Annotated in this window: 19 protein-coding genes; 9 read left to right on the plus strand and 10 right to left on the minus strand. The window is 63.2% G+C overall.

Going from position 1 to position 20,387, the window contains the following annotated elements; all coding sequences use genetic code 11:
- Positions 1–33: 33 nt before the first annotated feature.
- The 3 genes from rimK to rimA are packed head-to-tail and all read right to left on the minus strand — an operon-like array spanning position 34 to position 2,214.
- Positions 34–939: a 30S ribosomal protein S6--L-glutamate ligase gene (gene rimK, locus ACZ5BO_RS02615; RefSeq protein WP_007931744.1), complete on the minus strand. Its 906-nt coding sequence runs from the start codon at positions 937–939 to the stop codon at positions 34–36.
- On the minus strand, positions 936–1,418 hold the full coding sequence (rimB, locus tag ACZ5BO_RS02620; protein WP_025128472.1) for a retropepsin-like aspartic endopeptidase RimB: 483 nt from the start codon (positions 1,416–1,418) through the stop codon (positions 936–938). Before rimB ends, rimK begins: the two co-directional genes overlap by 4 nt.
- Positions 1,419–1,434: 16 nt before the next feature.
- The gene (gene rimA / locus ACZ5BO_RS02625) at positions 1,435–2,214 is read right to left on the minus strand and encodes a S6 modification regulatory phosphodiesterase RimA (RefSeq protein WP_464698101.1); all 780 of its coding nucleotides are present in this window, start codon (positions 2,212–2,214) and stop codon (positions 1,435–1,437) included.
- Between the two features lie 115 nt (positions 2,215–2,329).
- Between rimA and ACZ5BO_RS02630 the strand changes: the two genes are divergently transcribed.
- On the plus strand, positions 2,330–2,734 hold the full coding sequence (locus tag ACZ5BO_RS02630; RefSeq protein ID WP_464698103.1) for an RNA-binding S4 domain-containing protein: 405 nt from the start codon (positions 2,330–2,332) through the stop codon (positions 2,732–2,734).
- A gap of 75 nt (positions 2,735–2,809) precedes the next feature.
- On the opposite strand, the gene ACZ5BO_RS02635 is transcribed toward ACZ5BO_RS02630, so the two are convergent.
- Positions 2,810–3,622: a phosphatase PAP2 family protein gene (locus ACZ5BO_RS02635; protein WP_464698105.1), complete on the minus strand. Its 813-nt coding sequence runs from the start codon at positions 3,620–3,622 to the stop codon at positions 2,810–2,812.
- A 100-nt stretch (positions 3,623–3,722) separates the two neighbouring features.
- On the opposite strand from ACZ5BO_RS02635, the gene hslO reads away from it, so the two are divergent.
- The gene (gene hslO / locus ACZ5BO_RS02640; RefSeq protein ID WP_025128468.1) at positions 3,723–4,625 is read left to right on the plus strand and encodes an Hsp33 family molecular chaperone HslO; all 903 of its coding nucleotides are present in this window, start codon (positions 3,723–3,725) and stop codon (positions 4,623–4,625) included.
- A gap of 179 nt (positions 4,626–4,804) precedes the next feature.
- Positions 4,805–6,346 (plus strand): phosphoenolpyruvate carboxykinase, encoded by a 1,542-nt coding sequence (locus ACZ5BO_RS02645; protein WP_025128467.1) that lies wholly within the window; start codon positions 4,805–4,807, stop codon positions 6,344–6,346.
- Positions 6,347–6,505: 159 nt separating this feature from the next.
- On the opposite strand, the gene ACZ5BO_RS02650 is transcribed toward ACZ5BO_RS02645, so the two are convergent.
- Complete coding sequence (locus ACZ5BO_RS02650) at positions 6,506–7,360, minus strand: EamA family transporter (protein ID WP_464701175.1); 855 nt, start codon at positions 7,358–7,360, stop codon at positions 6,506–6,508.
- 40 nt (positions 7,361–7,400) lie between these two features.
- On the minus strand, positions 7,401–7,754 hold the full coding sequence (locus ACZ5BO_RS02655; RefSeq protein WP_025128465.1) for a DUF1493 family protein: 354 nt from the start codon (positions 7,752–7,754) through the stop codon (positions 7,401–7,403).
- A 254-nt stretch (positions 7,755–8,008) separates the two neighbouring features.
- Between ACZ5BO_RS02655 and ACZ5BO_RS02660 the strand changes: the two genes are divergently transcribed.
- From ACZ5BO_RS02660 to ACZ5BO_RS02680, 5 genes are all read left to right on the plus strand, one after another.
- The gene (locus ACZ5BO_RS02660) at positions 8,009–9,181 is read left to right on the plus strand and encodes a YfaP family protein (RefSeq protein WP_464698108.1); all 1,173 of its coding nucleotides are present in this window, start codon (positions 8,009–8,011) and stop codon (positions 9,179–9,181) included.
- Positions 9,182–9,248: 67 nt separating this feature from the next.
- On the plus strand, positions 9,249–10,379 hold the full coding sequence (locus ACZ5BO_RS02665; protein ID WP_025128463.1) for a polysaccharide deacetylase family protein: 1,131 nt from the start codon (positions 9,249–9,251) through the stop codon (positions 10,377–10,379).
- 196 nt (positions 10,380–10,575) lie between these two features.
- Positions 10,576–12,510 (plus strand): RecQ family ATP-dependent DNA helicase, encoded by a 1,935-nt coding sequence (locus tag ACZ5BO_RS02670; RefSeq protein ID WP_464698110.1) that lies wholly within the window; start codon positions 10,576–10,578, stop codon positions 12,508–12,510.
- Positions 12,511–12,825: 315 nt separating this feature from the next.
- On the plus strand, positions 12,826–14,052 hold the full coding sequence (locus tag ACZ5BO_RS02675; protein ID WP_464698112.1) for a 3-hydroxyacyl-CoA dehydrogenase: 1,227 nt from the start codon (positions 12,826–12,828) through the stop codon (positions 14,050–14,052).
- A 66-nt stretch (positions 14,053–14,118) separates the two neighbouring features.
- Positions 14,119–14,553: an acyl-CoA thioesterase gene (locus ACZ5BO_RS02680; protein WP_464698114.1), complete on the plus strand. Its 435-nt coding sequence runs from the start codon at positions 14,119–14,121 to the stop codon at positions 14,551–14,553.
- Between the two features lie 152 nt (positions 14,554–14,705).
- Here the strand turns inward: ACZ5BO_RS02680 and ACZ5BO_RS02685 are convergent, their stop codons facing one another.
- From ACZ5BO_RS02685 to ACZ5BO_RS02695, 3 genes are all read right to left on the minus strand, one after another.
- Complete coding sequence (locus ACZ5BO_RS02685) at positions 14,706–15,179, minus strand: glycine zipper domain-containing protein (protein ID WP_025128459.1); 474 nt, start codon at positions 15,177–15,179, stop codon at positions 14,706–14,708.
- Positions 15,180–15,461: 282 nt separating this feature from the next.
- Positions 15,462–17,810 carry an FdhF/YdeP family oxidoreductase gene (locus tag ACZ5BO_RS02690; protein WP_464698116.1) on the minus strand — a complete coding sequence of 783 codons (2,349 nt, stop codon included), beginning with the start codon at positions 17,808–17,810 and terminating at the stop codon, positions 15,462–15,464.
- A 299-nt stretch (positions 17,811–18,109) separates the two neighbouring features.
- The gene (locus ACZ5BO_RS02695) at positions 18,110–18,997 is read right to left on the minus strand and encodes a LysR family transcriptional regulator (protein ID WP_025128457.1); all 888 of its coding nucleotides are present in this window, start codon (positions 18,995–18,997) and stop codon (positions 18,110–18,112) included.
- Between the two features lie 136 nt (positions 18,998–19,133).
- Between ACZ5BO_RS02695 and lysM the strand changes: the two genes are divergently transcribed.
- The gene (gene lysM, locus ACZ5BO_RS02700) at positions 19,134–19,574 is read left to right on the plus strand and encodes a peptidoglycan-binding protein LysM (protein WP_025128456.1); all 441 of its coding nucleotides are present in this window, start codon (positions 19,134–19,136) and stop codon (positions 19,572–19,574) included.
- A gap of 61 nt (positions 19,575–19,635) precedes the next feature.
- Here the strand turns inward: lysM and yrfG are convergent, their stop codons facing one another.
- A complete protein-coding gene (gene yrfG, locus ACZ5BO_RS02705) occupies positions 19,636–20,298 on the minus strand; it encodes a GMP/IMP nucleotidase (RefSeq protein WP_464698119.1) in 663 nt (220 codons plus the stop codon).
- Between the last annotated feature and the right edge of the window lie 89 nt (positions 20,299–20,387).

Here is a 20,387-nt window from a genome sequence, read left to right on the forward strand (position 1 = left end):
TGGCTTGCCAGCGAAAGGCCGGCAACGCGGTCCCTAGCCTTTGCCTTTGGTCCGGGTCATGTTCGGCCCGCCATTCTTCTCGATGTGCTCGATGATGATCCCCGCCACGTTCTTGCCGGTGGTGGTCTCGATGCCTTCCAGGCCCGGCGAGGAATTGACTTCCATCACCAGCGGCCCGTGATTGGAGCGCAGGATGTCCACGCCGGCCACGCTCAGGCCCATGACCTTGGCCGCCCGCAGCGCGGTCATGCGTTCTTCCGGGGTGATCTTGATCAGGCTGGCGCTGCCGCCGCGATGCAGGTTGGAGCGGAACTCTCCGGGCTTGGCCTGGCGTTTCATTGCTGCGATCACCTTGTCCCCCACCACGAAGCAGCGAATGTCGGCGCCGCCGGCTTCCTTGATGTACTCCTGGACCATGATGTTCTGCTTCAGGCCCATGAACGCCTCGATCACCGATTCCGCCGCGGTGGCGGTTTCGCACAGCACCACGCCGATGCCCTGGGTGCCTTCCAGCACCTTGATCACCAGCGGCGCACCGTTGACCATTTCGATCAGGTCGGGAATGTCGTCCGGGGAATGGGCGAAGCCGGTTACCGGCAGGCCGATGCCGCGCCGCGACAGCAGCTGCAGCGAGCGCAGCTTGTCCCGGGAGCGGGCGATGGCCACCGATTCGTTGAGGGGAAACACCCCCATCATCTCGAATTGGCGCAGCACCGCGCAGCCATAGAAAGTCACCGAGGCACCGATCCGCGGGATCACCGCATCGAAGCCCTCCAGGGGCTTGCCGCGGTAGTGGATCTGCGGCTTGTGACTGGCGATGTTCATGTAGGCGCGCAAGGTATCGACCACTACCATTTCATGGCCACGCTCGGTGCCGGCTTCGACCAGACGACGAGTGGAATACAGACGCGGGTTACGCGACAGCACAGCGATCTTCATGCAACACCTGTGGCAGAGGTAGTGGATACCGGGAACACCGGTTTGTCTTGAACGTACTTGATACCCGGATTGACCACCAACTGGCCGTCGATCAGGGCCTTGGAACCCAGCAGCAGGCGATAACGCATGGCCTTGCGGCAGGCGAGGGTGAATTCCACCCGCCACACGCGATCGCCCAGGGCCAGGGTGGTGCTGATCACGTAGCGCACCTGGGCCTGGCCGTTGGAACTCTTGATGGTCTTCATCGCCACCAGCGGCGCTTCGCAGTGCCGGTGGCGCAACTGCACCACGCTGCCCAAGTGGGCATTGAAGCGCACCCACTGCTCGCCGTCGCGCTCGAAGGGCTCGATCTCGGTGGCATGCAGGCTGGAGGTACTGGCCCCGGTGTCGATCTTGGCACGCAGGCCGGCCACCCCCAGATCGGGGAGCGCCACCCACTCGCGCAGACCGACAACGGTCAAATGGTCAAATGTCTTCAAATAGGCAAACTCGTAATCAACCTTTCCAGGCCGTGGCGGGAACCTCGGCCAAGGCTTTGAATGCAGGCTTGGCGAACCAGAAACCTTGCATCAGATATATTCCACTGTCGGCGAGAAAGTCCCGTTCGCCGGCACTTTCAATGCCTTCGGCAATGACTGTAACGTTCAACTCCGCACAGATTGTGACAATCCCGCGGATGATTGCCTGGCGCACACGATCCTGATCGACATCACGCACCAGCGCCATGTCGAGCTTGATCAGATCGGGTTGGAAATCCGCCAGCAGATTCAGCCCCGAGTACCCCGAACCGAAGTCGTCGATGGCGGTCTTGAAGCCGAATTCGCGGTATTCACGCAGAATATGGGTCAAATGGCGATAGTTATCTGCGTGCTGGCTTTCCAGGGTTTCGAAAATCAGCCGGTCCAGGGGGAAACGCTGCTCGCGGGCGCTTTCCAAGGTGCTGCGAATGCACAGTTCCGGCCGGTACACGGCATTGGGCATGAAGTTGATCGACAGATGGCTTTGCATCCCCAATTGCGCTGCGATGGTGATGGCCTGGGTGCGGCAGCGCTGGTCGAAACGATAGCGGTTGTGGTCGTCGACCTGCTTCAGCACCGTGTCTGCGCCTTCGCCGTTGATCCCGCGGACCAGGGCTTCGTGGGCGAAGATCGAGCGGTCCCGCAAGTCGACTATGGGTTGGTAGGCAAAGGCGAAATCAAAGCCCAGTGGCTGGCTCTGCTGGCAACCCTCGCAGCGCATTCCGGGCGAGGTCAATGAAGTGGGGAAGTCAGTCACGGGGACTCCTCGCGTGTCAGGGCGCAACCTGGGTTATTTTAGGTGAGCGGCAGGGTTTATGAGAGCCCGTTTGCGGGCTGTTCAGTTGCGACATTTTTCAGCAAGAGGAATTCCAGTGGCGCACAAGCAGGAAGAAGAGGACAAGGTTCGTCTGGATAAATGGCTGTGGGCGGCGCGCTTCTACAAGACCCGCGCCCTGGCCAAGGCGGCCATCGAAAGCGGCAAGGTGCATCACCGTGGCGAGCGCTGCAAGCCGGGCAAGGAACCGCGGGTGGGTGACGAGTATGAGATCCGTGCCGGCTTCGATGCGCGCACGGTGGTGGTCCAGGCGTTGTCCATCGTGCGTCGTGGCGCTCCCGAAGCGCAGACGCTCTACGCGGAAACCGAAGCCAGCATTGCCAAGCGCGAAGCCGCTGCGGCAATGCGCAAGGCCGGGGCCCTTGGGATCAGCACCGACGGCAAGCCAAGCAAGAAGCAGCGCCGTGATCTGTTCAAGTTCCACGGCAGCAGCCACGAGTGAAACCGTAGGAGCCGGCTTGCCGGCGAAGGCGCCTTCAAGGCCCATTCGCCGGCAAGCCGGCTCCTACAGGTCTGCTCAGCGCAGCAGGCTGCTGGCGCGCACCACGCTCATGCGCGATAGCAGCGGCATCCGGCTCAACAGGTTGAACAGCGGATGGGTCAGGCGCAGCAGGAAGTTCGACATCCGCGCCGCATACGGCGTGTAGAAGCCCCAGCCGAGGGCCAGCACTGCCAGCAGCACGCCGCCAATGTAGTCGTCCTGGCCCCAGTGCGCGCCTGCCACCAGGCGCGGCATCATGAACAGCAGGGTCAGGCCCCAGACCACCAGGAACTGGCCGACGCTGCGGCTGAAGATACCCATGAACAGGCCCCAGATCAGCAGCACCGAGGCGTGGTCCCCAGGGAAGCTCTGGCTGGAACGGTCCTTGAGCTCCCAGGTTTTTTCCAGGCCGGGGAAGTAGTCGCTCATGTGCACCGCGCCGTCGATCACCATCGAGGGGCTGTTGTGCTGCCAGCCCATGATCGCCACCAGCTTGGAAAACAGCGCGCGAATCACCACCATAAGAATCAGGATCGAGAGAAAGCCGAAAAACGCTCGGCGCACGTCTGCCGCCTTGAACACCCAGTCACCACGAATCAACAGGCCGAGCATGATCAGGCCGACCACAATGTCGAAGGGCCGCAAGCTGGCCACGGCCCAGATGTGCAGCCACGTGGAGTTCGTGGCAAGGGGAGCGTTGAGGTGGTTGAACAGCCACTCGTCGAAGATCATGCAGAACATTTGTCCGGTCGGCCACAACCAGAATCCCAGCAGGGCCAAAGGGAGTAAATTGCACAGAACCAGCTTGCCGAGGTTCCACCTTGCTTGGAACAAACCCGGATTGTTCATAAAATATCTCCAATCACCGTAAAAACTGCACCTTCATGGTGCAAAAAAGCTAATTTTCGGTGCTTGTCACCTTTTTGTCATCATTCAGATACCCAGACCTATGACTGATTTGCCGGATACCGACTTCACCCAACGCTTCATCTTTGATGAGAGCGACGCCCGTGGCGAACTGGTGGCGCTGGAGCGCAGTTACGCTGAAGTCCTTGCCAAACACCCCTATCCCGAGCCGGTTGCGCAATTGCTCGGCGAGCTGATGGCGGCGGCGTCGTTGCTGGTCGGCACTTTGAAGTTCGATGGCTTGCTGATTCTCCAGGCGCGCTCCGAAGGCCCGGTGCCGCTGCTGATGATCGAGTGCTCCAGCGACCGTGAGATCCGCGGCCTGGCTCGCTACGACGCGTCGCAGATCGCCCCCGACGCGACCCTCGCCGACCTGATGCCCAACGGCGTCCTGGCCCTGACCGTGGACCCGGCCCAGGGCCAGCGCTACCAGGGCATCGTCGACCTCGACGGCGCCACCCTGGCGGAATGCTTCACCAATTATTTCGTCATGTCGCAGCAGACCGGCACTCGCTTCTGGCTCTACGCCGACGGCCGCAGCGCCCGTGGCCTGCTGCTGCAACAGCTGCCTGCCGACCGCCTGCGCGACCCGCAAGAGCGCGAGGACAACTGGCAGCACCTCACCGCACTGGCCAGCACCCTGAGCGCCGATGAACTGCTGAGCCTGGACAACGAAACCGTGCTCCACCGCCTGTACCACGAAGAGGCCGTGCGCCTGTTCGATGTACAGCCGCTGCGCTTTCGCTGCAGCTGCTCGCGGGAGCGCTCGGGCAATGCGCTGGTCAGCCTGGGCCTGGAAGATGCCCAGGAGCTGGTGGTGGAGCATGGTGGCCGCATCGAGATCGATTGCCAGTTCTGCAACGAGCGCTACCTGTTCGATGCCGCTGATATTGCGCAATTGTTCGCCGGAGCGGGTGTCGACACACCGTCAGATACTCGTCACTAAAACGATTCAGCGCAGGTAAATCACCTGGCAAACGCCGGAATTACGCCGTGCTGACGGGAGGGCCCTACTATTTTCGGGCTTTTCTGGCATAATCCGGCGCACTTTTTTCGCGGTAGTAGTGCGCGAGTTTCTACTACAAAACGTTTGGAGCACTCGGCCAGTGGCCGATGGGGAACCTCATGACGCAAGCCAATAACGCCGTGTACACCGATCTGAGTGTGGATGATCTGGTCAAAGAAGCCCTGAACCGTGGTGAGGGCGAGCTGGCCGATACCGGCGCTCTAGTGGTTCGCACCGGTCACCGCACCGGCCGTTCGCCGGTGGATCGTTTCATCGTTGAAGAGCCCAGCACCCAGGACGCTATCGCCTGGGGCCCGATCAACCGCAAGTTCCCGGCGGCCAAGTTCGACGCCCTGTGGGACCGCGTTGAAGCCTACCTGGGCGAGCGCGAGCGTTTTGTTTCCCACGTGCATGTAGGTTCCGATCCGGCCCACTACCTGCCGGTGAAAATGACCACCGAGACTGCCTGGCACAACCTGTTCGGCCGTTGCCTGTTCATCAACCCGGAGCAGTACAACGCCGGTGGCAAGGACGAGTGGCAGATCCTCAACGCGCCGAACTTCGTCTGCGAGCCTGAGCGTGATGGCACCAATTCCGACGGCACCGTGATCCTCAACTTCGCGGCCAAGAAAGTGCTGATCGCTGGCATGCGCTACGCCGGCGAAATGAAGAAAGCCCTGTTCTCCGTACAGAACTTCCTGTTGCCTGCTGTGGACGTGCTGCCGATGCACTGCGCGGCCAACATGGGTGAAGACGGCGACGTGACCCTGTTCTTCGGCCTGTCGGGCACCGGCAAGACCACCCTGTCGGCCGACGAAAGCCGTTACCTGATCGGTGACGACGAACACGGCTGGGGCGTGGGCGTGGTGTTCAACATCGAAGGCGGTTGCTATGCCAAGTGCATCGACCTGTCGGAGAAGAACGAGCCGGTGATCTGGAAAGCCATCCAGCACGGCGCGGTCCTGGAAAACGTCGTACTCGATGCCAACAAGAAGGCCGACTACGCCGACGACAGCCTGACCCAGAACAGCCGTGCGGCCTACCCGCGCGAGCTGATCGAAAAACGCGCACCGAAGAACCTCGGTGGCGAGCCTAACGCGGTGATCTTCCTGACCTGCGACCTGACCGGCGTACTGCCACCGGTGTCGATCCTCAGCGAAGAACAAGCCGCCTACCACTTCCTGTCCGGCTACACCGCTCTGGTGGGCTCGACTGAAATGGGTTCGGGCTCGGGCATCAAGTCGACCTTCTCCACTTGCTTCGGCGCACCGTTCTTCCCGCGTCCGGCGGGCGAATACGCCGAGCTGCTGATCAAGCGCATCCGCGGCTTTGGCTCCAAGGTCTACCTGGTCAACACCGGCTGGACCGGCGGTGGCTACGGCGTTGGCAAACGCTTCAACATCCCCACCACCCGTGGCGTGATTGCAGCGATCCAGAGCGGCGCGCTGATCGGTGCCGAGACCGAGCACCTGGACATCGTCAACCTGGACGTGCCAAAAGCCGTGCCAGGCGTCGAAACCGGCCTGCTCAACCCACGCAACACCTGGGCTGACCAAGCCGCCTACGATGAAGCCGCCAAGGCATTGGCCGGCCTGTTCACCGAGAACTTCAAGAAGTTCGACGTGAGCGACGCGATCAAGGCTGCCGGTCCGAAGGCGTAAGCCTCGACCCGCAATGAAAAAGCCGCCCTTTGGGGCGGCTTTTTTGTGCGCGGCGGTTTTGCCGGTGCATCGGGCGTTGCGCCTGATCGGCAGCTGCTCCAGATCACCGCGGGGCCTTCCTCGGCCGTATATGCCGGCGCCGCCTGGGCTGCACGTGGCTCAACCCTGCAAGTGCAGGAGCAGCGCCCCGAGCAGTACCAGCACCCCCCCCGTCACCTGCAGCGGCGACAGGCGCTCCTTGAAGAACAGATAGCCCAGTACCGCGGCGATGCCGCCGGACAAGGTACTGATCACCGTCACCACCGACACCGAGCCGTTCATGGCGCCCCAGGAAAAGGCGAAGAAGGCGCTGAGGTTCATCAGGCTGGTGGACGCCAGCAGGCCGCAGTTTTTCAGCGGCGGGATCTTCAATCCGTCCGCAATCTTCAACACCATCAGCAGCATCACGCCGCTGCCCACCCCATAGCCCAGCCAGAGCATGCCGATCGGCCCCAGTTGCGGCAGGGTGTAGCGCCCCTGCAGCCAGAAGCTGGTGCCATACAGGGTCGCCGACAGCAGGGCGTAGAAGATCGAGCGGCCGGCGTCGGTGCTGTGGGGCAGCTTGGGGCCGGAGTGGATGCCGGAAAGGATCACCCCGATCACGCACAGCAGGATGCACAGCAGCTGGATCAGGCTGATCTGTTCACCGCTGGCCCAGGACAGCAGGGTGGTGACCACGCCGTAGGAGGTCACCAACGGCGCGACGATGGAGGCTTTGCCCAGGGCAAAGGCCTTGCCCAGGGCCAGGGCGCCGGAAACGATGAAGGCCGCGGCGACCACGCCCATCAGCCAGACCTCCAGAGGGGCGGTCATGGCCTTGAAGAGGAAGGCGGGGAAGACCGTCAGCAGCAGGCACATCAGGGCAAAACCCAGGGCCTGGCTGAAGAACACCGCACGCTTCACGCCCACGGCGCGGACGTTGATGCCCACGAGAAAATCGGTGACGCCCCAGAGCAGGGCGGCAAGCAAACCCATCAATACGTCCACGGCCTGTCCTTGCGTGTTGCCGTGAACCCTAGAGGCCTTCCAGCGCCTGCGTGTCCCAGCGTTGATCCTTGATTGCCCGATACAGCATGCCGATGGTCAGTGGGACCTTGTCGCCCCGGCCCTTGGCTCGGCGCTTGAGGAACACATCGTAGCCTTCGGGCTGGAAGTAGCGATAGCTGTCGAAGTCGACAAAATCGATCACGAATTGCTCTTCCAGGGTCTGCAGCAAATGCCGGGCATCGGCGCCATCACAGCCCAGGTCGAAGTTGATCGCAGTGCTCAGGCGCAGGGTCTTGCGCTCGGGCAGGCCGATTTCCTCATGCAGCAACTGCATCAGCTGGCGCATGGCGGCATCGTCGGGAAAGTCGGGGGCGAGGTGCATGCTTGAGGTTCACTGTCTGCTCATGAGGGCTGCAGTGTACGGTGATTCAGTGAGCGGACTTCAACTGGCGAAGAAGATGAGCCCAGCATCTGCCGGGCACTTTGTGCCTCTGCCTGGGGTCTGTGTTTTGGACAGCGTCGCCCTGCATTTTCAAGGCCCGGGCCGAGCATTGGCGGGCAAAACTGTGTATGGTTCGCGGCTGGCGGAGGGACGGGCTCCGAGCTCGGGCCCTCTTCATTTACAGGGATTTTGTTATGGCAGTTTTACGCCTGGTGGCGTTGTTGTGGCTGGGGATGCTGGCGAGTGCGGTGCAGGCCGGGTCCTTGTCGATCGAGGTGCTGGACGCGGTGGTCAAGGGCGCTGTGCTCGCCGATGCCGAGGTGACGGTGCAGCAAGGCACACTCAAGAGCACGGGGCGTACCGACACCCAGGGGCGGTTGACCCTGGCCACCGAGGCCGTCGATAGCGCCGTCAGCGAGTTGCTGATCCGCAAGCTCGGCTACGCCGACCTGCGTACCCAGTGCCCTTGCCAGGGCCTGAGCTATGCCCTGAGCCCGGTGCTGCAGGATCCCGACAGCCTGCGAGTGGTATTGAGCTGGAGTGCACCGGGGGAGGACCTCGATGCCTATCTGGACTATCCCCACAAGCTGTTGTACTTCGCCACCGGCAAGGGCCCGGGAGCCCGGCTGGATGTTGAAAGCAGCGACAGTCATGGCCCGGAAACCATCACCCTGGAAAAGCCGCAGGCCAACGACAACTACCTCTTTGCCGTGCATGACTTCACCAATGGCAACAACCCCGATTCCCTGCGCCTGGGCCGTAGCCAGGCGCGAGTCTACGTCTATCGGGGGCCGACGCTGATGCGCAGCTATCAGGTGCCGCAGAACCGCCGGGGCAATCTGTGGGCGGTGTTTCGCCTGACCGCCGATGGCCGCCTGCAGGACATCGACCGGCTGCTGCAGAGCAACCTGGAACCGGGTTCGGTGATGAGCGACCTGGAGCCCTTGCTCGATCCGGCCAGGACGATTGCCGAGGTGGTGCCCAAGGACACCGGGCCAGTGGATGCCAGGAGCCTCAACCAGATCGGTGAGGAGCGCTACCGCAAGGGCGACTTCGGGGGCTCGACCATCTACTACCGCGAGGCCATCGAGATGGACCCCGGCTACGCCCAGGCCTACAGCAACCTGGCCCTGGCCCTGCGCAAGAACAGCCGGCCCGACGAGGCCATTCTCGCCGACCGTCAGGCCATCGCTCTGGCCAGTGGCCCAACGGCGCCGACGGTGCGTGCCAGCGCCTATTACGACATGGGGCGGGTCTATGAAGACGCCGGCCTGTTGCCTCTGGCCCTGGAGCACTATCAGAAGGCCCGGGAACAAAAAGCCAACGCCGTCTATGACAAGGCGGTGGAGCGGCTGCAGAGCCGCTGATCACACAGGCAAGAGTTATCTCCACAACGCGCCGGCAGTGGCGCGTTGTGTATTTATGGAGGTTGATATGCGAATTCGTCTTTTCCCCTGGTTGCTGGCGCTGTGCCTGGCCACGGGAGTGGCCCAGGCCGCTGGCCCATTGGCCTTTGCCACCATCGACCGTAGCGGCTGGCCGACCCCGCTGATCAATGCAGCGGATTTCGATACCGCCTCGCGGGCTGAGATCCTGATGTTCGGCAAGGCCCTGCTGGCCAGCGAGGCGCTGGACGAAAAGGCCTTGAAGCAGCGGCTCGGGGTCAAGCAGCTGGACCTCAAGTCGATCGATCAGGTACGCCAGCGTTTCTGGAGGTTGCTGCTGAACAACTATCAGTTGGCCAGCCGTGACTGTGAGGGCGAGGCGTTCTGCCTGGCAGTGCGCAACCTCGCGCAGTTGCGCCAGCTGGCGGCCAGCTTCACGGGACGCAGCAAATCCACCTACGGCCCCTGGGCCGAAGCCAGTGCCCGGTTCCATCAGCAATACCTGAACGAGCAACTGCGGCTGGCGGCGTTGTTTCCCACCGTGAGCAGTGAAATCCAACGTATCGATCCGGCCGAAATGCTGGGAGATGAACTGGAAGACCGGCAGTTCCTGCTGACCTTCGATGATGGCCCGAGCCCACGCGGCGGGCGCACGGATGAGTTGCTGGAAGTACTGCGGGCCTACGACCTGCATAGCCTGTTCTTTGTCCTGGGGGACTCGTTTCAGGCGCGCTTGAGCCAGTCTTCGGCGGGGCAGATGCGTGAGTTGTATGACAACCAGTGTGTTGGCGTACACGGTTGGGAGCACAAGTCCCATTCCTCGTGGGGAGCCTGGCAGAACTCGGTGATCCACAGTGCCAACCTGGCCAATCGCACCCTGGCGGACGAATACCAGCCGCGGTTTCGCCCGCCCTACGGGCAGCGTCGCAGCGACAGCGCCGGGTTCTTCAAGGCCCAGGGCCTGCAACTGATGTTGTGGAACATCGATTCCCAGGACTGGAGCAGGAAGGTCAGTGCCCAGGACGCCATCCAGCGGGTCCAGACGCTGATGCTGCTCTGGCGGCGCGGCATCATTCTGTTCCATGACACCCATGCCAAGGCGGCCCAGGCCGTGCCGGCGCTGTTCGAAGCCAATCAGCACAATGGCGTGCAGTGGCTGGATTGCCGGAGCCTGCGCTAGGTTTTCGACCCTGCACCCGTTGCTGCCGCAGCACCCGTCCGTTCATGCAGGAAGCGCGGGTGCAGGAGACGGCCGGCCGGTTGAATCTTTTGCGTCCGGTATCATCCGGTAGCCCTTTTCCCGCTACCTTTACTCGACCCGCTGGCCCGTCACGCTAGTCTTCAGTGACAGGTCAGCGGTCAACGGAGTGACCCTCATGCACAGCACCCTCGAACAGGTCTTCGGTTATCCACGGTTCCGTCCGGGCCAGGAGGCTGCGGTCAGCGCGGTGCTGGCCGGGCGCTCGGCGGCGGCGATCTTTCCCACTGGCTCGGGCAAGTCCCTGTGCTATCAATTGCCGGCCTTGCTGTTGCCACACCTGACCCTGGTGGTCTCGCCCCTGCTGGCACTGATGCAGGACCAGCTGGCCTTCCTTCAACGCCATGGCATTGCCGCGGCCAGCATCGATTCGGCGCAGAGTCGCGATGAGGCCAATGAGGTCATGGCCCGGGCCCGCTCCGGTGAACTGAAGATCCTGATGATCTCCGTGGAACGCCTGAAGAACGAGCGCTTTCGCAACTTTCTGCAGCAGGTGCCGATCTCGCTGCTGGTGGTGGACGAGGCCCACTGCATCTCTGAATGGGGTCACAACTTCCGCCCCGACTACCTGAAGCTGCCGGACTACCAGCGCCAGTTCAACATTCCCCAGGCCCTGCTGCTGACGGCCACGGCGACCCCCAAGGTGATCGCCGACATGCAGGCCAAGTTCGCCATCGCCCCAGACGATGTGGTGACCACCGGTTTCTACCGACCCAACCTCAACCTGCTGGTGGAACCGGTACGTGGCGCGGACAAGCGCCGGCGGCTGGTGCAGTGGATGAGCGAGCGAGCCGGACAGGCGAGCATTGTCTACGTGACGCTGCAGAAGACCGCCGAGCAGATCGCCGAGCACCTGAGCCAGCAGGGCATCGCCGCCGAGGCCTACCACGCCGGCTTGCCCCATGAGCAGCGCGAGTCGATCCAGCGGCGCTTCATGGCAGGACGCAGCCTGTGCATCGTCGCCACCATCGCCTTCGGCATGGGCATCGACAAGAGCGACATCCGCAACGTGGTGCATTTCGACTTGCCCAAGTCCATCGAGAACTACAGCCAGGAAATCGGGCGTGCCGGCCGTGATGGCCAGCCGTCGGATTGCCTGGTGCTGGCCAACCGCGACAGCCTCAACGTGCTGGAGAACTTCGTCTATGGCGATACCCCGGAGTTGAGCGGCATTCGTTGTGTGCTCGACGAGCTGCAGGCCTCGGCGCCGGACGGCCAGTGGGAGTTCCTGCTCGGGCCCCTGGCGGACCAGAGCAACATCCGCCAGCTGCCGCTCAAGACCTTGCTGGTGCAGTTGGAGCTGCGCGGCCTGATCGCGCCGCGCTACGCCTATTTCGCCGAGTACCGTTTCAAGTTCCTCCTGGAAACCCAGGACCTGCTGGCGCGTTTCGAGGGCGAGCGCCGGAACTTCGTCGAAGCCATCATCCACACCTCAAGCCGTGCCCGGACCTGGGCCACGGTGAATTTCGACGCGCTCTATGACCAGTACCAGGCGCCACGCAACCGAGTGGTCAAGGCCTTGGACTACTTCCAGGAAAAGGGCTGGGTGGAGCTGGAAAGCAAACAGATGACCGAGGTCTACAGCCTGCTGCAGACGGACTTCGATGCCGCCGCCTTGAGCGCAGACCTGCACGGCTATTTCACGCGTCATGAGGCCAGCGAGATCGCGCGGATCCACGCCATGCTCGATCTGTTCGCCACCGAGCAGTGCCTGGGGCATCGCCTGGCGCAGTATTTCGGTGACGAGCAGGCGCCCCGGCGCTGCGGGCACTGCTCAGTCTGCCATGGCCAGGTGGCGCACTTGCCAGAGCCTCCGGCCCTGTCGGCACTTGTGGATAAGAACTTCGACGGGCTGTGTGCCGACTTTATCCACAGGCATCAGCAGCACAGCGGCGCTGTGCCCGGGGCGGAGCGGCTGACGCGTTTTCTCTGTGGTATCAGCGTGCCGCTGTTCACCAAGCTCAAGGCCCGGGGCATTCCCGGCTTCGCGGCGCTGGAGAATTACCCCTATGCCGCGGTGCGCGAGTGGTGCGAGTCCCATTTGCCCGGCTGACAACGGGATAAAAAACTCTCCGGCCGCCTGTGGCGAGGAAACGTGCTTGCGCTTGGCCGGTCGTCTTACTGAGGTGCAGTGGGGGTAAAACCCTCTTCTGATTCCCGTACCGAGCGAGTGCTGCAGGCCATCCAGGCGCCTGCGCCAGCGCGAACCAAGGTGGTCAGAACCTGGTCTTTCGCGAGCAAAGCGTGGCTGGCATTCTTCCGCAAAATCCATTCGCTGAATGCTGCTCATCACAGGAATAAATTTCAAAAATGATACTCGCCTGACTATGGTGGTGGCTGTCTTCGAATTGCCTACAAGAGAGCCAGCATGAGCCAGACAGCATTCGACATTCAGCGCGCCGCAGTGATCGGCGCCGGCACCATGGGCCGCGGTATCGTCATGTGCCTGGCCAACGCCGGCCTGCCGGTACTCTGGCTGGACAACAATGCGCAGATGCTTGAGCAAGCATTGCAGGCGGTGGCCGAGACCTACGCCCACAACCTGCGTCAGGGGCGGATCGATCAGGCCGAGGCCGATGCGCGCCTGGCACGAATCAAGCCCGTGGCGGATTATCCACAGCTTGCCGAGGTGGACCTGGTGATCGAGGCGGTCTACGAGAACCTCGAACTCAAACAGCAGATCTTTCGCCAGCTGGACGCCACCCTCAAGCCCGGGGCGATCTTGGCCAGCAATACTTCGGCCCTGGATATCGACGCGATTGCCGCTGTTACCCAGCGGCAATCCCTGGTGCTGGGGCTGCACTTCTTCAGCCCGGCACACATCATGAAACTGCTGGAAGTGGTGCGCGGCGCCAAGACCGCGCCGGCGGTGCTCGAAGCGGCCCTGGCCCTGGGCGAGCGGATGGGCAAGGTCAGCGTGGTGGCCGGCAACTGCTTCGGCTTCATTGGCAATCGCATGCTCAATACCTATGTGCTGGAGGCCCGCAAGATGCTCCTGGAAGGGGCCTTCCCCTATCAGGTGGATGCGGCGCTGCAGGGCTTCGGTTTCGCCATGGGGCCGTTTCGCATGTATGACGTGGTCGGCATCGACCTGGGCTGGCGTGCCCGGCAACTGGATGGCGTCGGCCAGGCTGCGCCTGAAGTGCAGGTCGACAACCGCCTGTGCGAGCTGGGGCGTTTCGGCCAGAAGAGCGGCGACGGCTACTACCACTACGAACCGGGCAGTCGCCAGGCCGAACATGATCTGCAGGTCGATGCCCTGGTGCAGCAGGTCAGCGAAGGCCTGGGGTATCAGCGTCGGGACATCGGCCCTGAGGAAATCCTCGAGCGCTGCCTGCTGGCGCTGGTCAATGAAGGCGCAAAGATCCTCCAGGAAGGCATTGCCCGCTCGGCCCATGACGTCGATCGGGTGTACCTCAACGGCTACGGCTTTCCCCGGGAGCGGGGTGGCCCGATGAGCTGGGCGAATACTCAGGGGCTTGGGCGGATTCGCCAGCGCCTGTTGCACCTGCAGGCCGAGCACGGCGCGCATTGGCGCCCGGCGCAACTGATCGACGAGTTGGCGGCGGCAGGAAAAGGGTTTGCCCAGGCGTAGCTGCTTGGGGTGAAATGCCGGGCGATCAATCGATCGCCCGGTATCGAGTCGATGGGAGAAACCTGCATGACCGAGTCCATGCCGCAACGCGGCGGCTACCGCCATTTCCAGCCGATCATCACCCGCTGGCATGACAACGACGTCTATGGCCATGTGAACAACGTCACCTACTACAGCTTCTTCGACACGGCAGTGAACACCTACCTGATCGAACAGGGGGGGCTGGACATCCATGATGGCGAGGTGGTGGGGCTGGTGGTCAGTTCGGCTTGCGACTACTTCGCGTCCATCGCCTTTCCCGAGCGTATCGAGATCGGCCTGCGAGTCGGCAAGCTGGGCAACAGCTCGGTGCAATATGAGCTGGCGGTGTTCAAGGCGGGAGAAGCGGATGCCTGTGCGGCGGGGCGTTTCGTCCATGTGTTCGTGGACCGGGCCTCGAACCAGCCCGTGCCGATTCCGCCCGCATTGCGCGTGGCCCTGGAGCAGCTGCTACCCGCCTGAATGCAGGTAGCCGCTGTCTTCAATCTGGGTCATTGCCCCTGGTTGTGAAGGGCGAGGTCGCAGCCCTGAAGGCCGGTATCGGCCATGAGGTTGCCGGCCTGGGTCCTGCTGCGCCGCCACCTGCTACTGAGGCCGCGGCGCGGTCCGGGTGATCAGTCGCGATAGTGACGGTGCTTGCGATGCCCATAGGCATGGCCCCGGCCACGGTGGCCATCGCGGTAGTAGCGGCGGTCGTCGCGGCCACGGTAGTTGCGATCTTCCCGGGCACTTTCATTGCCCATGTAGTTACCCAGCGCGCCGCCGGCGCCACCGCCTGCTGCTGCGCCGATCAGGCTGCCGGTGTTGCCCCCCATGCTGCGCCCGACGACGTTGCCGCCGGCAGCACCCAGGGCACCGCCAATGGCTGCCTGGCCACGGCTGCGCTTGTCGGCACCCACCGCACTGCCGCCCGCGCCGCCCAGGGCTGCGCCGATGGCCGAGCCGGTATTACCGCCGATCTGCTGACCGACCACCGAGCCTAGAACCCCGCCCAATGCGCCGCCCACACCTGCTTCGGTGGTGCCGCCGGCAGAGGCTGCGCCACTGATCAGGCCAAGGGACAACAAGAGAATCGAGGAGAACTTCATAGAGGAGCCTCAAAGGGATGACGGCGCGATCCTGAGGCTGTATCACCACGCTTACAAACGAAATCCGACGAATAGCACGAGTTGTACACAATCTCGTAACTTACTGTTTTTATTGCGGAACTTAAGTGATTTTTGCGGGTCTTTAGCTACTTCGGAACGGCCGCTTTTATGCAAAAGCGGCCTTTTTTGTGCCCGCGATTCAAGACCGCGAAGAGGCGCTCGCCAGCTTACCTGTCAAGCGTAGGAGCTGGCTTGCCAGCGAAGAGGCCCTCAAGTCAGGCATCAGGCCGAGCGGGCCATGATCAGGCCGCTGTCGCTGGCCGCCTCCAGGCGGATGGCGATGAACTTCGACGTCGGGGTGTGGCTGCCGTCACCGGTACTTTCCAATGGCACCAGCGGGTTCACCTCCGGGTAGTAGGCCGCAGCCTGGCCCGCCGGAATATCGAACGCCAGCAGGGTGAAGCCCTTGACCCGACGCTCGCGACCGTCATCCCAGAGCGACACGATATCGGCCTTCTGCCCCGGCTTGAAGCCCAGGCGGATGATGTCCGCCTCGTTGGCGAACAGCACGTCGCGCTGGCCCTTGACCCCACGATAACGGTCATCGAGGCCGTAGATGGTGGTGTTGTACTGGTCATGGGAGCGCATCGACTGCAGGATCAGGTCCGGCAGTTGGCCGGTGGCCCGGGTGCGTTCGTGGATCAGGTCCTTGGGCAAGGCATTGGCGCGGAAGTTGGCGCGCCCCGAGGGGGTGTTCCACTGCCGCGCCCCGGCGCTGTTGCCCAGGTAGAAACCACCCGGGTGCTTGAGCCGCTCGTTGAAGTCCTTGAAGCCGGGAATGGTGTCGGCGATCAGGTCGCGGATGCGCCCGTAGTCCGCCGCCAGCCAGTTCCAGTCCACCGGGCGGCTGCCCAGCGTCGCGGCGGCGATACCGGCGAGGATCCATGGCTCGGAGCGCATGTGCGCCGACAATGGCTGCAACTGGCCGTTGGAGGCGTGGACCATGCTGAAGGAGTCTTCCACGGTCACGGCCTGCGGGCCGCCTGCCTGCTGGTCGATGTCGGTGCGGCCCAGGCACGGCAGGATCAGCGCCTGCTTGCCGTGGGCCAGGTGGCTGCGGTTGAGCTTGGTACTGATCTGCACGGTTAGGTCGCAGTTGCTCAGGGCCTGGAAGGTCCGTGGGCTGTCCGGGGTGGCTTGGGCGAAGTTGCCCCCCAGGCCGATGAACACCTTGGAGCGGCCTTCGAGCATGGCGTGAATCGCCTCGACCACGTTGTGGCCGTTCTCCCGAGGGACCTTGAACTGGAAACGCCGCTCCAGGGAATCGAGGAAGGCCACCGGCGGGCGTTCGTTGATGCCCATGGTGCGGTCGCCCTGCACGTTGCTGTGGCCGCGTACCGGGCACAGGCCGGCGCCGGGCTTGCCGATATTGCCCCGCAGCAGCATCAGGCTGGCGATTTCCTGGATGGTCGGTACCGAGTGGCGGTGCTGGGTGATGCCCATGGCCCAGCACATGATCACGTTCTTGCCCTTGGCGTACATGCGCGCCGCTTGTTCGATTTCCACCAGGGTCAGGCCTGATTGCTCGACGATCTGTTCCCAGGGGGTGTCGTCGACCATGCCCAGGTAGTCGAGCACGTTGGCGGTGTGCTCATTGAGGAAAGCATGGTCGAACACCGCCGGGGCGCCGAGTTTCTGCGCGTCGCGCTCCCACTGCAGGAGGAACTTGGCCATGCCCCGCAGCAGCGCCATGTCGCCGCCCAGGGCCGGGCGGAAGTAGGCGGTGTTGGTTGGGCGGTTGCCGTTGGTGAGCATCTCGATCGGGCTTTGCGGGTGCTGGAAACGTTCCAGGCCGCGCTCCTTGAGCGGGTTGATGCACACCACCTGGGCCCCGCGCTTCACTGCTTCGCGCAGCGGCTCGAGCATTCGCGGGTGGTTGGTGCCGGGGTTCTGGCCCCAGACGAAAATCGCGTCCGCGTGTTCGAAGTCATCGAAGGTCACGGTGCCCTTGCCGACCCCGACGCTTTGCGCCAGGGCCACGCCGCTGGCCTCGTGGCACATGTTCGAGCAGTCGGGGAAGTTGTTGGTGCCATAGGCGCGCACGAACAGCTGGTACAGATAGGCCGCTTCGTTGCTGGCCCGGCCCGAGGTGTAGAACTCGGCCATGTCCGGGTTGGGCAGGTTGTGCAGGTGCTTGGCGATCAGGCTGAAGGCGTTCTCCCAGCTGATGGGCTGGTAGCGGTCGGTCTCGGCGTTGTAGCTCATGGGCTCGGTCAGCCGGCCCTGGTACTCCAGCCAGTAGTCGCTCTGCTCCAGCAGCGAAGTGACGCTGTGCTTGGCGAAGAAGGCCGCGTCCACCCGGCGCTTGGTGGCTTCCCAGTTGACCGCCTTGGCGCCGTTTTCGCAGAACTTGACCATGCCGCTTTCCGGCGAGTCGCCCCAGGCGCAGCCCGGACAGTCGAAACCGCCGTTCTGGTTGGTCTTGAGCATCATGCGGATATTCTTCAGGGCGTTGTCGCTGGTCAGCCAGGCCTGGGCCACGCTGATCAGGGCACCCCAGCCACCGGCCGGGCCCTTGTAGGGCTTGTAGCGGGCCACCGGCTTCTGATCGGCTTGATGATGTGTACTCACGGGCGACTCTCCATCGCGGGCTGTCGACCCGCGGCGCACTTCACGGCGGCAGGTGGACAAGGTTGAGGCGCTGATCACGCGACCATCGCCTGGCCAGGCTGGTGGCTTCCGCTTGCGAGCGCTTGAGGGGGCTGTGGGTCTGGCGGGCGGCAAACGCCTGGCGGCGTTGCGGGGGCGGGAGCCATGCAGGCCGGGCACTAGCGTTCGTTAAGGGACCAGCGGCGTAGTGGGGCCAAGACTAAGCGCGGCAATCTGTCGCGTCTAATTGCTAGTACTGATCCCTTGATAGATGGCGTCGATCAAGCCTCGTTGAACGATTCCTGATAAAGCGCGAAGCAGGCTTGCGCCAGGGCGGAGCGCGGCGCGCTGCGTCGCATGATCAAGCCCAGGCGGGCCAGGGTCTGGGCATTTTCGATGGGTTGCAGGCGCAGGTGTTCGGTGAGGGCTTCCAGGCCGCTGTCCAGGGGCATCACCGCGCAACACAGGCCGCCGTGGACCATCTGCACCAACTGATGGACGGCATCGGTCTGCAGCACTGGCTGTGGATGCAGGCCGCGGATGTGGAAGTTGTGGTCGATGGATTGGCGAAAGTGCATGCCGCTGGTGAGCAGGCCCAGGGGCAGTTCGATCAAGGACTCCCAGCTCAGGGGCTGCTCGCCGAAGCTGAAATGCCGCTGGTCGTACAACAGCCCCATGCGGGTCTGGCCCAGGGCCAGCGAGTCGAAGTGCTCGCTGTCCAGGCGCTCCAGGTAAGACACGCCGAGGTCCAGGCGGTTGCTCGCCAGCTGTTCGAGAATCTGCTCGGAACTCAGGGACGAGAGCTCGAAGCGCAGGTTCGGGTGTTCACTGTGCAAGCGTTGCATCAAGGGCAAGGGATCGAAGCTCGACAAGGGCACCACGCCCAGTCGCAAGGTGCCCACCAGGCTGCCCCGGCACGCGGCGGCTTCGGCCAGCAGGCCGTCGTAGGCCGTGATCACGGTACGAGCCCAGGCCAGGACCCGCTCGCCGGGAGCGGTAAAGCCTTCAAAGCGCTGGCCACGGTTGACCAGGGGCAGGTCGAGCTCTGCCTCGAGGCTGCGCAGCCGCATGGACAGGGTCGGCTGGGTGATATGGCAGCGGGCCGCGGCCTGGCCGAAGTGACGGGTTTCGTCGAGGGCGATGAGGAATTTCAGCTGCTTGATGTCCATCGTCGCTCCGGGGCGGCAAAAGGTCGGGATTCTACCGCGCGGGCGCGACCTTGGGTCACTGGTCGCCCGGGAACCTCACCCGGTCAGGCTGGTCTAGTCTTTCGCGTCTGGATCTATCAACCAAGGAGTGTGCGACATGAGCATTTTCAGCTTTGTGAAAGAAGCCGGTGAAAAACTGATCGACTTGCTGACCCCGGGTAACGCCAATGCCAGCGAGCAACTCAAGGAGCACATCGCCAAGGTCGGCCTGGGCAATCCCAATGTCCAGGCCACCGTGGAAGGCGACAAGGTCATCGTGAGCGGCGAAGTAGCGAGCCAGGAAGAGAAGGAAAAGATCCTTCTGGCCCTGGGCAATATCGCCGGTGTCGGCAGTGTCGAGGACCAGATCACCGTGACCGGTCCGGTCGTGGTGTCGGCGGTGTTCGTGACCGTGAAGAAGGGCGACACCCTGAGCGCCATCGCCAAGGTGCAATACGGCGATGCCAACAAGTACAACAAGATTTTCGAGGCCAACAAGCCGCTGCTGTCCCACCCGGACAAGATCTATCCGGGGCAGGTCCTGCGTATTCCCGAGTGATCGGTTAGCCGCGCGTGCGGGCAAGCCTGCTCCACTGGAGCAGGCTTGCCCGCAAAGGCATTCACAGCCCTGCGATCAGTTCCCGATAGTCTCCCAGCGCCGCGAATTCCGCGGTGTCCTTCGGCCCTTTGCGGCTGTCTGGCTGGCTCACCGCCAGTAACTGCGCCACGCCAAAGTCCCGCGCACTGCGCAGGATCGGCAAGGTGTCGTCGATGAACAGGCTGCGGGCCGGGTCGAACTGGATATCGGCCTGCAGGGCGTCCCAGAACTGCGGGTTTTCCTTGGGGAAGCCGTAGTCATGGGAGCTGATCAAGCGCTCGAAGTAGGGCGCCAGCTCGATCCGTTCCAACTTCAGCGACAGGGAATCACGGTGGGCATTGGTGATCAGTATCACTCGCTTGCCGGCCTGCCTGAGCGCGGCAAGAAAGGTATCGGCATCCGGGCGCAGGGCGATCAGGTGGGCGGTTTCCAGCTTCAGTTCGCGCACCGAGAGTTTCAGCTCGGCGCTCCAGAAGTCCAGGCAATACCACTGCAACTGCCCGGCGTTACGCTCGAACAAGGGCTGCAACTCCAGCTCGGCCATGGCCCGACTGACCCCGTGCAACTCGGCATAGCGCTGGGGCAGGTGCTCCATCCAGAAGTGGTTGTCGTAGTGCAGGTCCAGCAGGGTGCCGTCCATGTCCAGCAGGACGGTATCGATTTCATGCCAGGGCAGTAAGGCCATCGAACACTTCTCCAGCAATCAGAAAACAGCCGACCGCCAGGGTCGACAAGGCTAGGGGGGCAAGGGAAATCCACTGACCGCAAGGATAG

The organism is Pseudomonas sp. FFPRI_1, from assembly GCF_055384485.1.

Coding starts and splice junctions, on each gene's coding strand:
- rimK (WP_007931744.1), bottom strand. CDS start 939: ATGAAGATCGCTGTGCTGTCGCGTAACCCGCGTCTGTATTCCACTCGT.
- ACZ5BO_RS02635 (WP_464698105.1), bottom strand. CDS start 3,622: ATGAACAATCCGGGTTTGTTCCAAGCAAGGTGGAACCTCGGCAAGCTG.
- hslO (WP_025128468.1), top strand. CDS start 3,723: ATGACTGATTTGCCGGATACCGACTTCACCCAACGCTTCATCTTTGAT.
- ACZ5BO_RS02645 (WP_025128467.1), top strand. CDS start 4,805: ATGACGCAAGCCAATAACGCCGTGTACACCGATCTGAGTGTGGATGAT.
- ACZ5BO_RS02650 (WP_464701175.1), bottom strand. CDS start 7,360: ATGGGTTTGCTTGCCGCCCTGCTCTGGGGCGTCACCGATTTTCTCGTG.
- ACZ5BO_RS02655 (WP_025128465.1), bottom strand. CDS start 7,754: ATGCACCTCGCCCCCGACTTTCCCGACGATGCCGCCATGCGCCAGCTG.
- ACZ5BO_RS02660 (WP_464698108.1), top strand. CDS start 8,009: ATGGCAGTTTTACGCCTGGTGGCGTTGTTGTGGCTGGGGATGCTGGCG.
- ACZ5BO_RS02665 (WP_025128463.1), top strand. CDS start 9,249: ATGCGAATTCGTCTTTTCCCCTGGTTGCTGGCGCTGTGCCTGGCCACG.
- ACZ5BO_RS02670 (WP_464698110.1), top strand. CDS start 10,576: ATGCACAGCACCCTCGAACAGGTCTTCGGTTATCCACGGTTCCGTCCG.
- ACZ5BO_RS02675 (WP_464698112.1), top strand. CDS start 12,826: ATGAGCCAGACAGCATTCGACATTCAGCGCGCCGCAGTGATCGGCGCC.
- ACZ5BO_RS02680 (WP_464698114.1), top strand. CDS start 14,119: ATGACCGAGTCCATGCCGCAACGCGGCGGCTACCGCCATTTCCAGCCG.
- ACZ5BO_RS02685 (WP_025128459.1), bottom strand. CDS start 15,179: ATGAAGTTCTCCTCGATTCTCTTGTTGTCCCTTGGCCTGATCAGTGGC.
- ACZ5BO_RS02695 (WP_025128457.1), bottom strand. CDS start 18,997: ATGGACATCAAGCAGCTGAAATTCCTCATCGCCCTCGACGAAACCCGT.
- lysM (WP_025128456.1), top strand. CDS start 19,134: ATGAGCATTTTCAGCTTTGTGAAAGAAGCCGGTGAAAAACTGATCGAC.
- yrfG (WP_464698119.1), bottom strand. CDS start 20,298: ATGGCCTTACTGCCCTGGCATGAAATCGATACCGTCCTGCTGGACATG.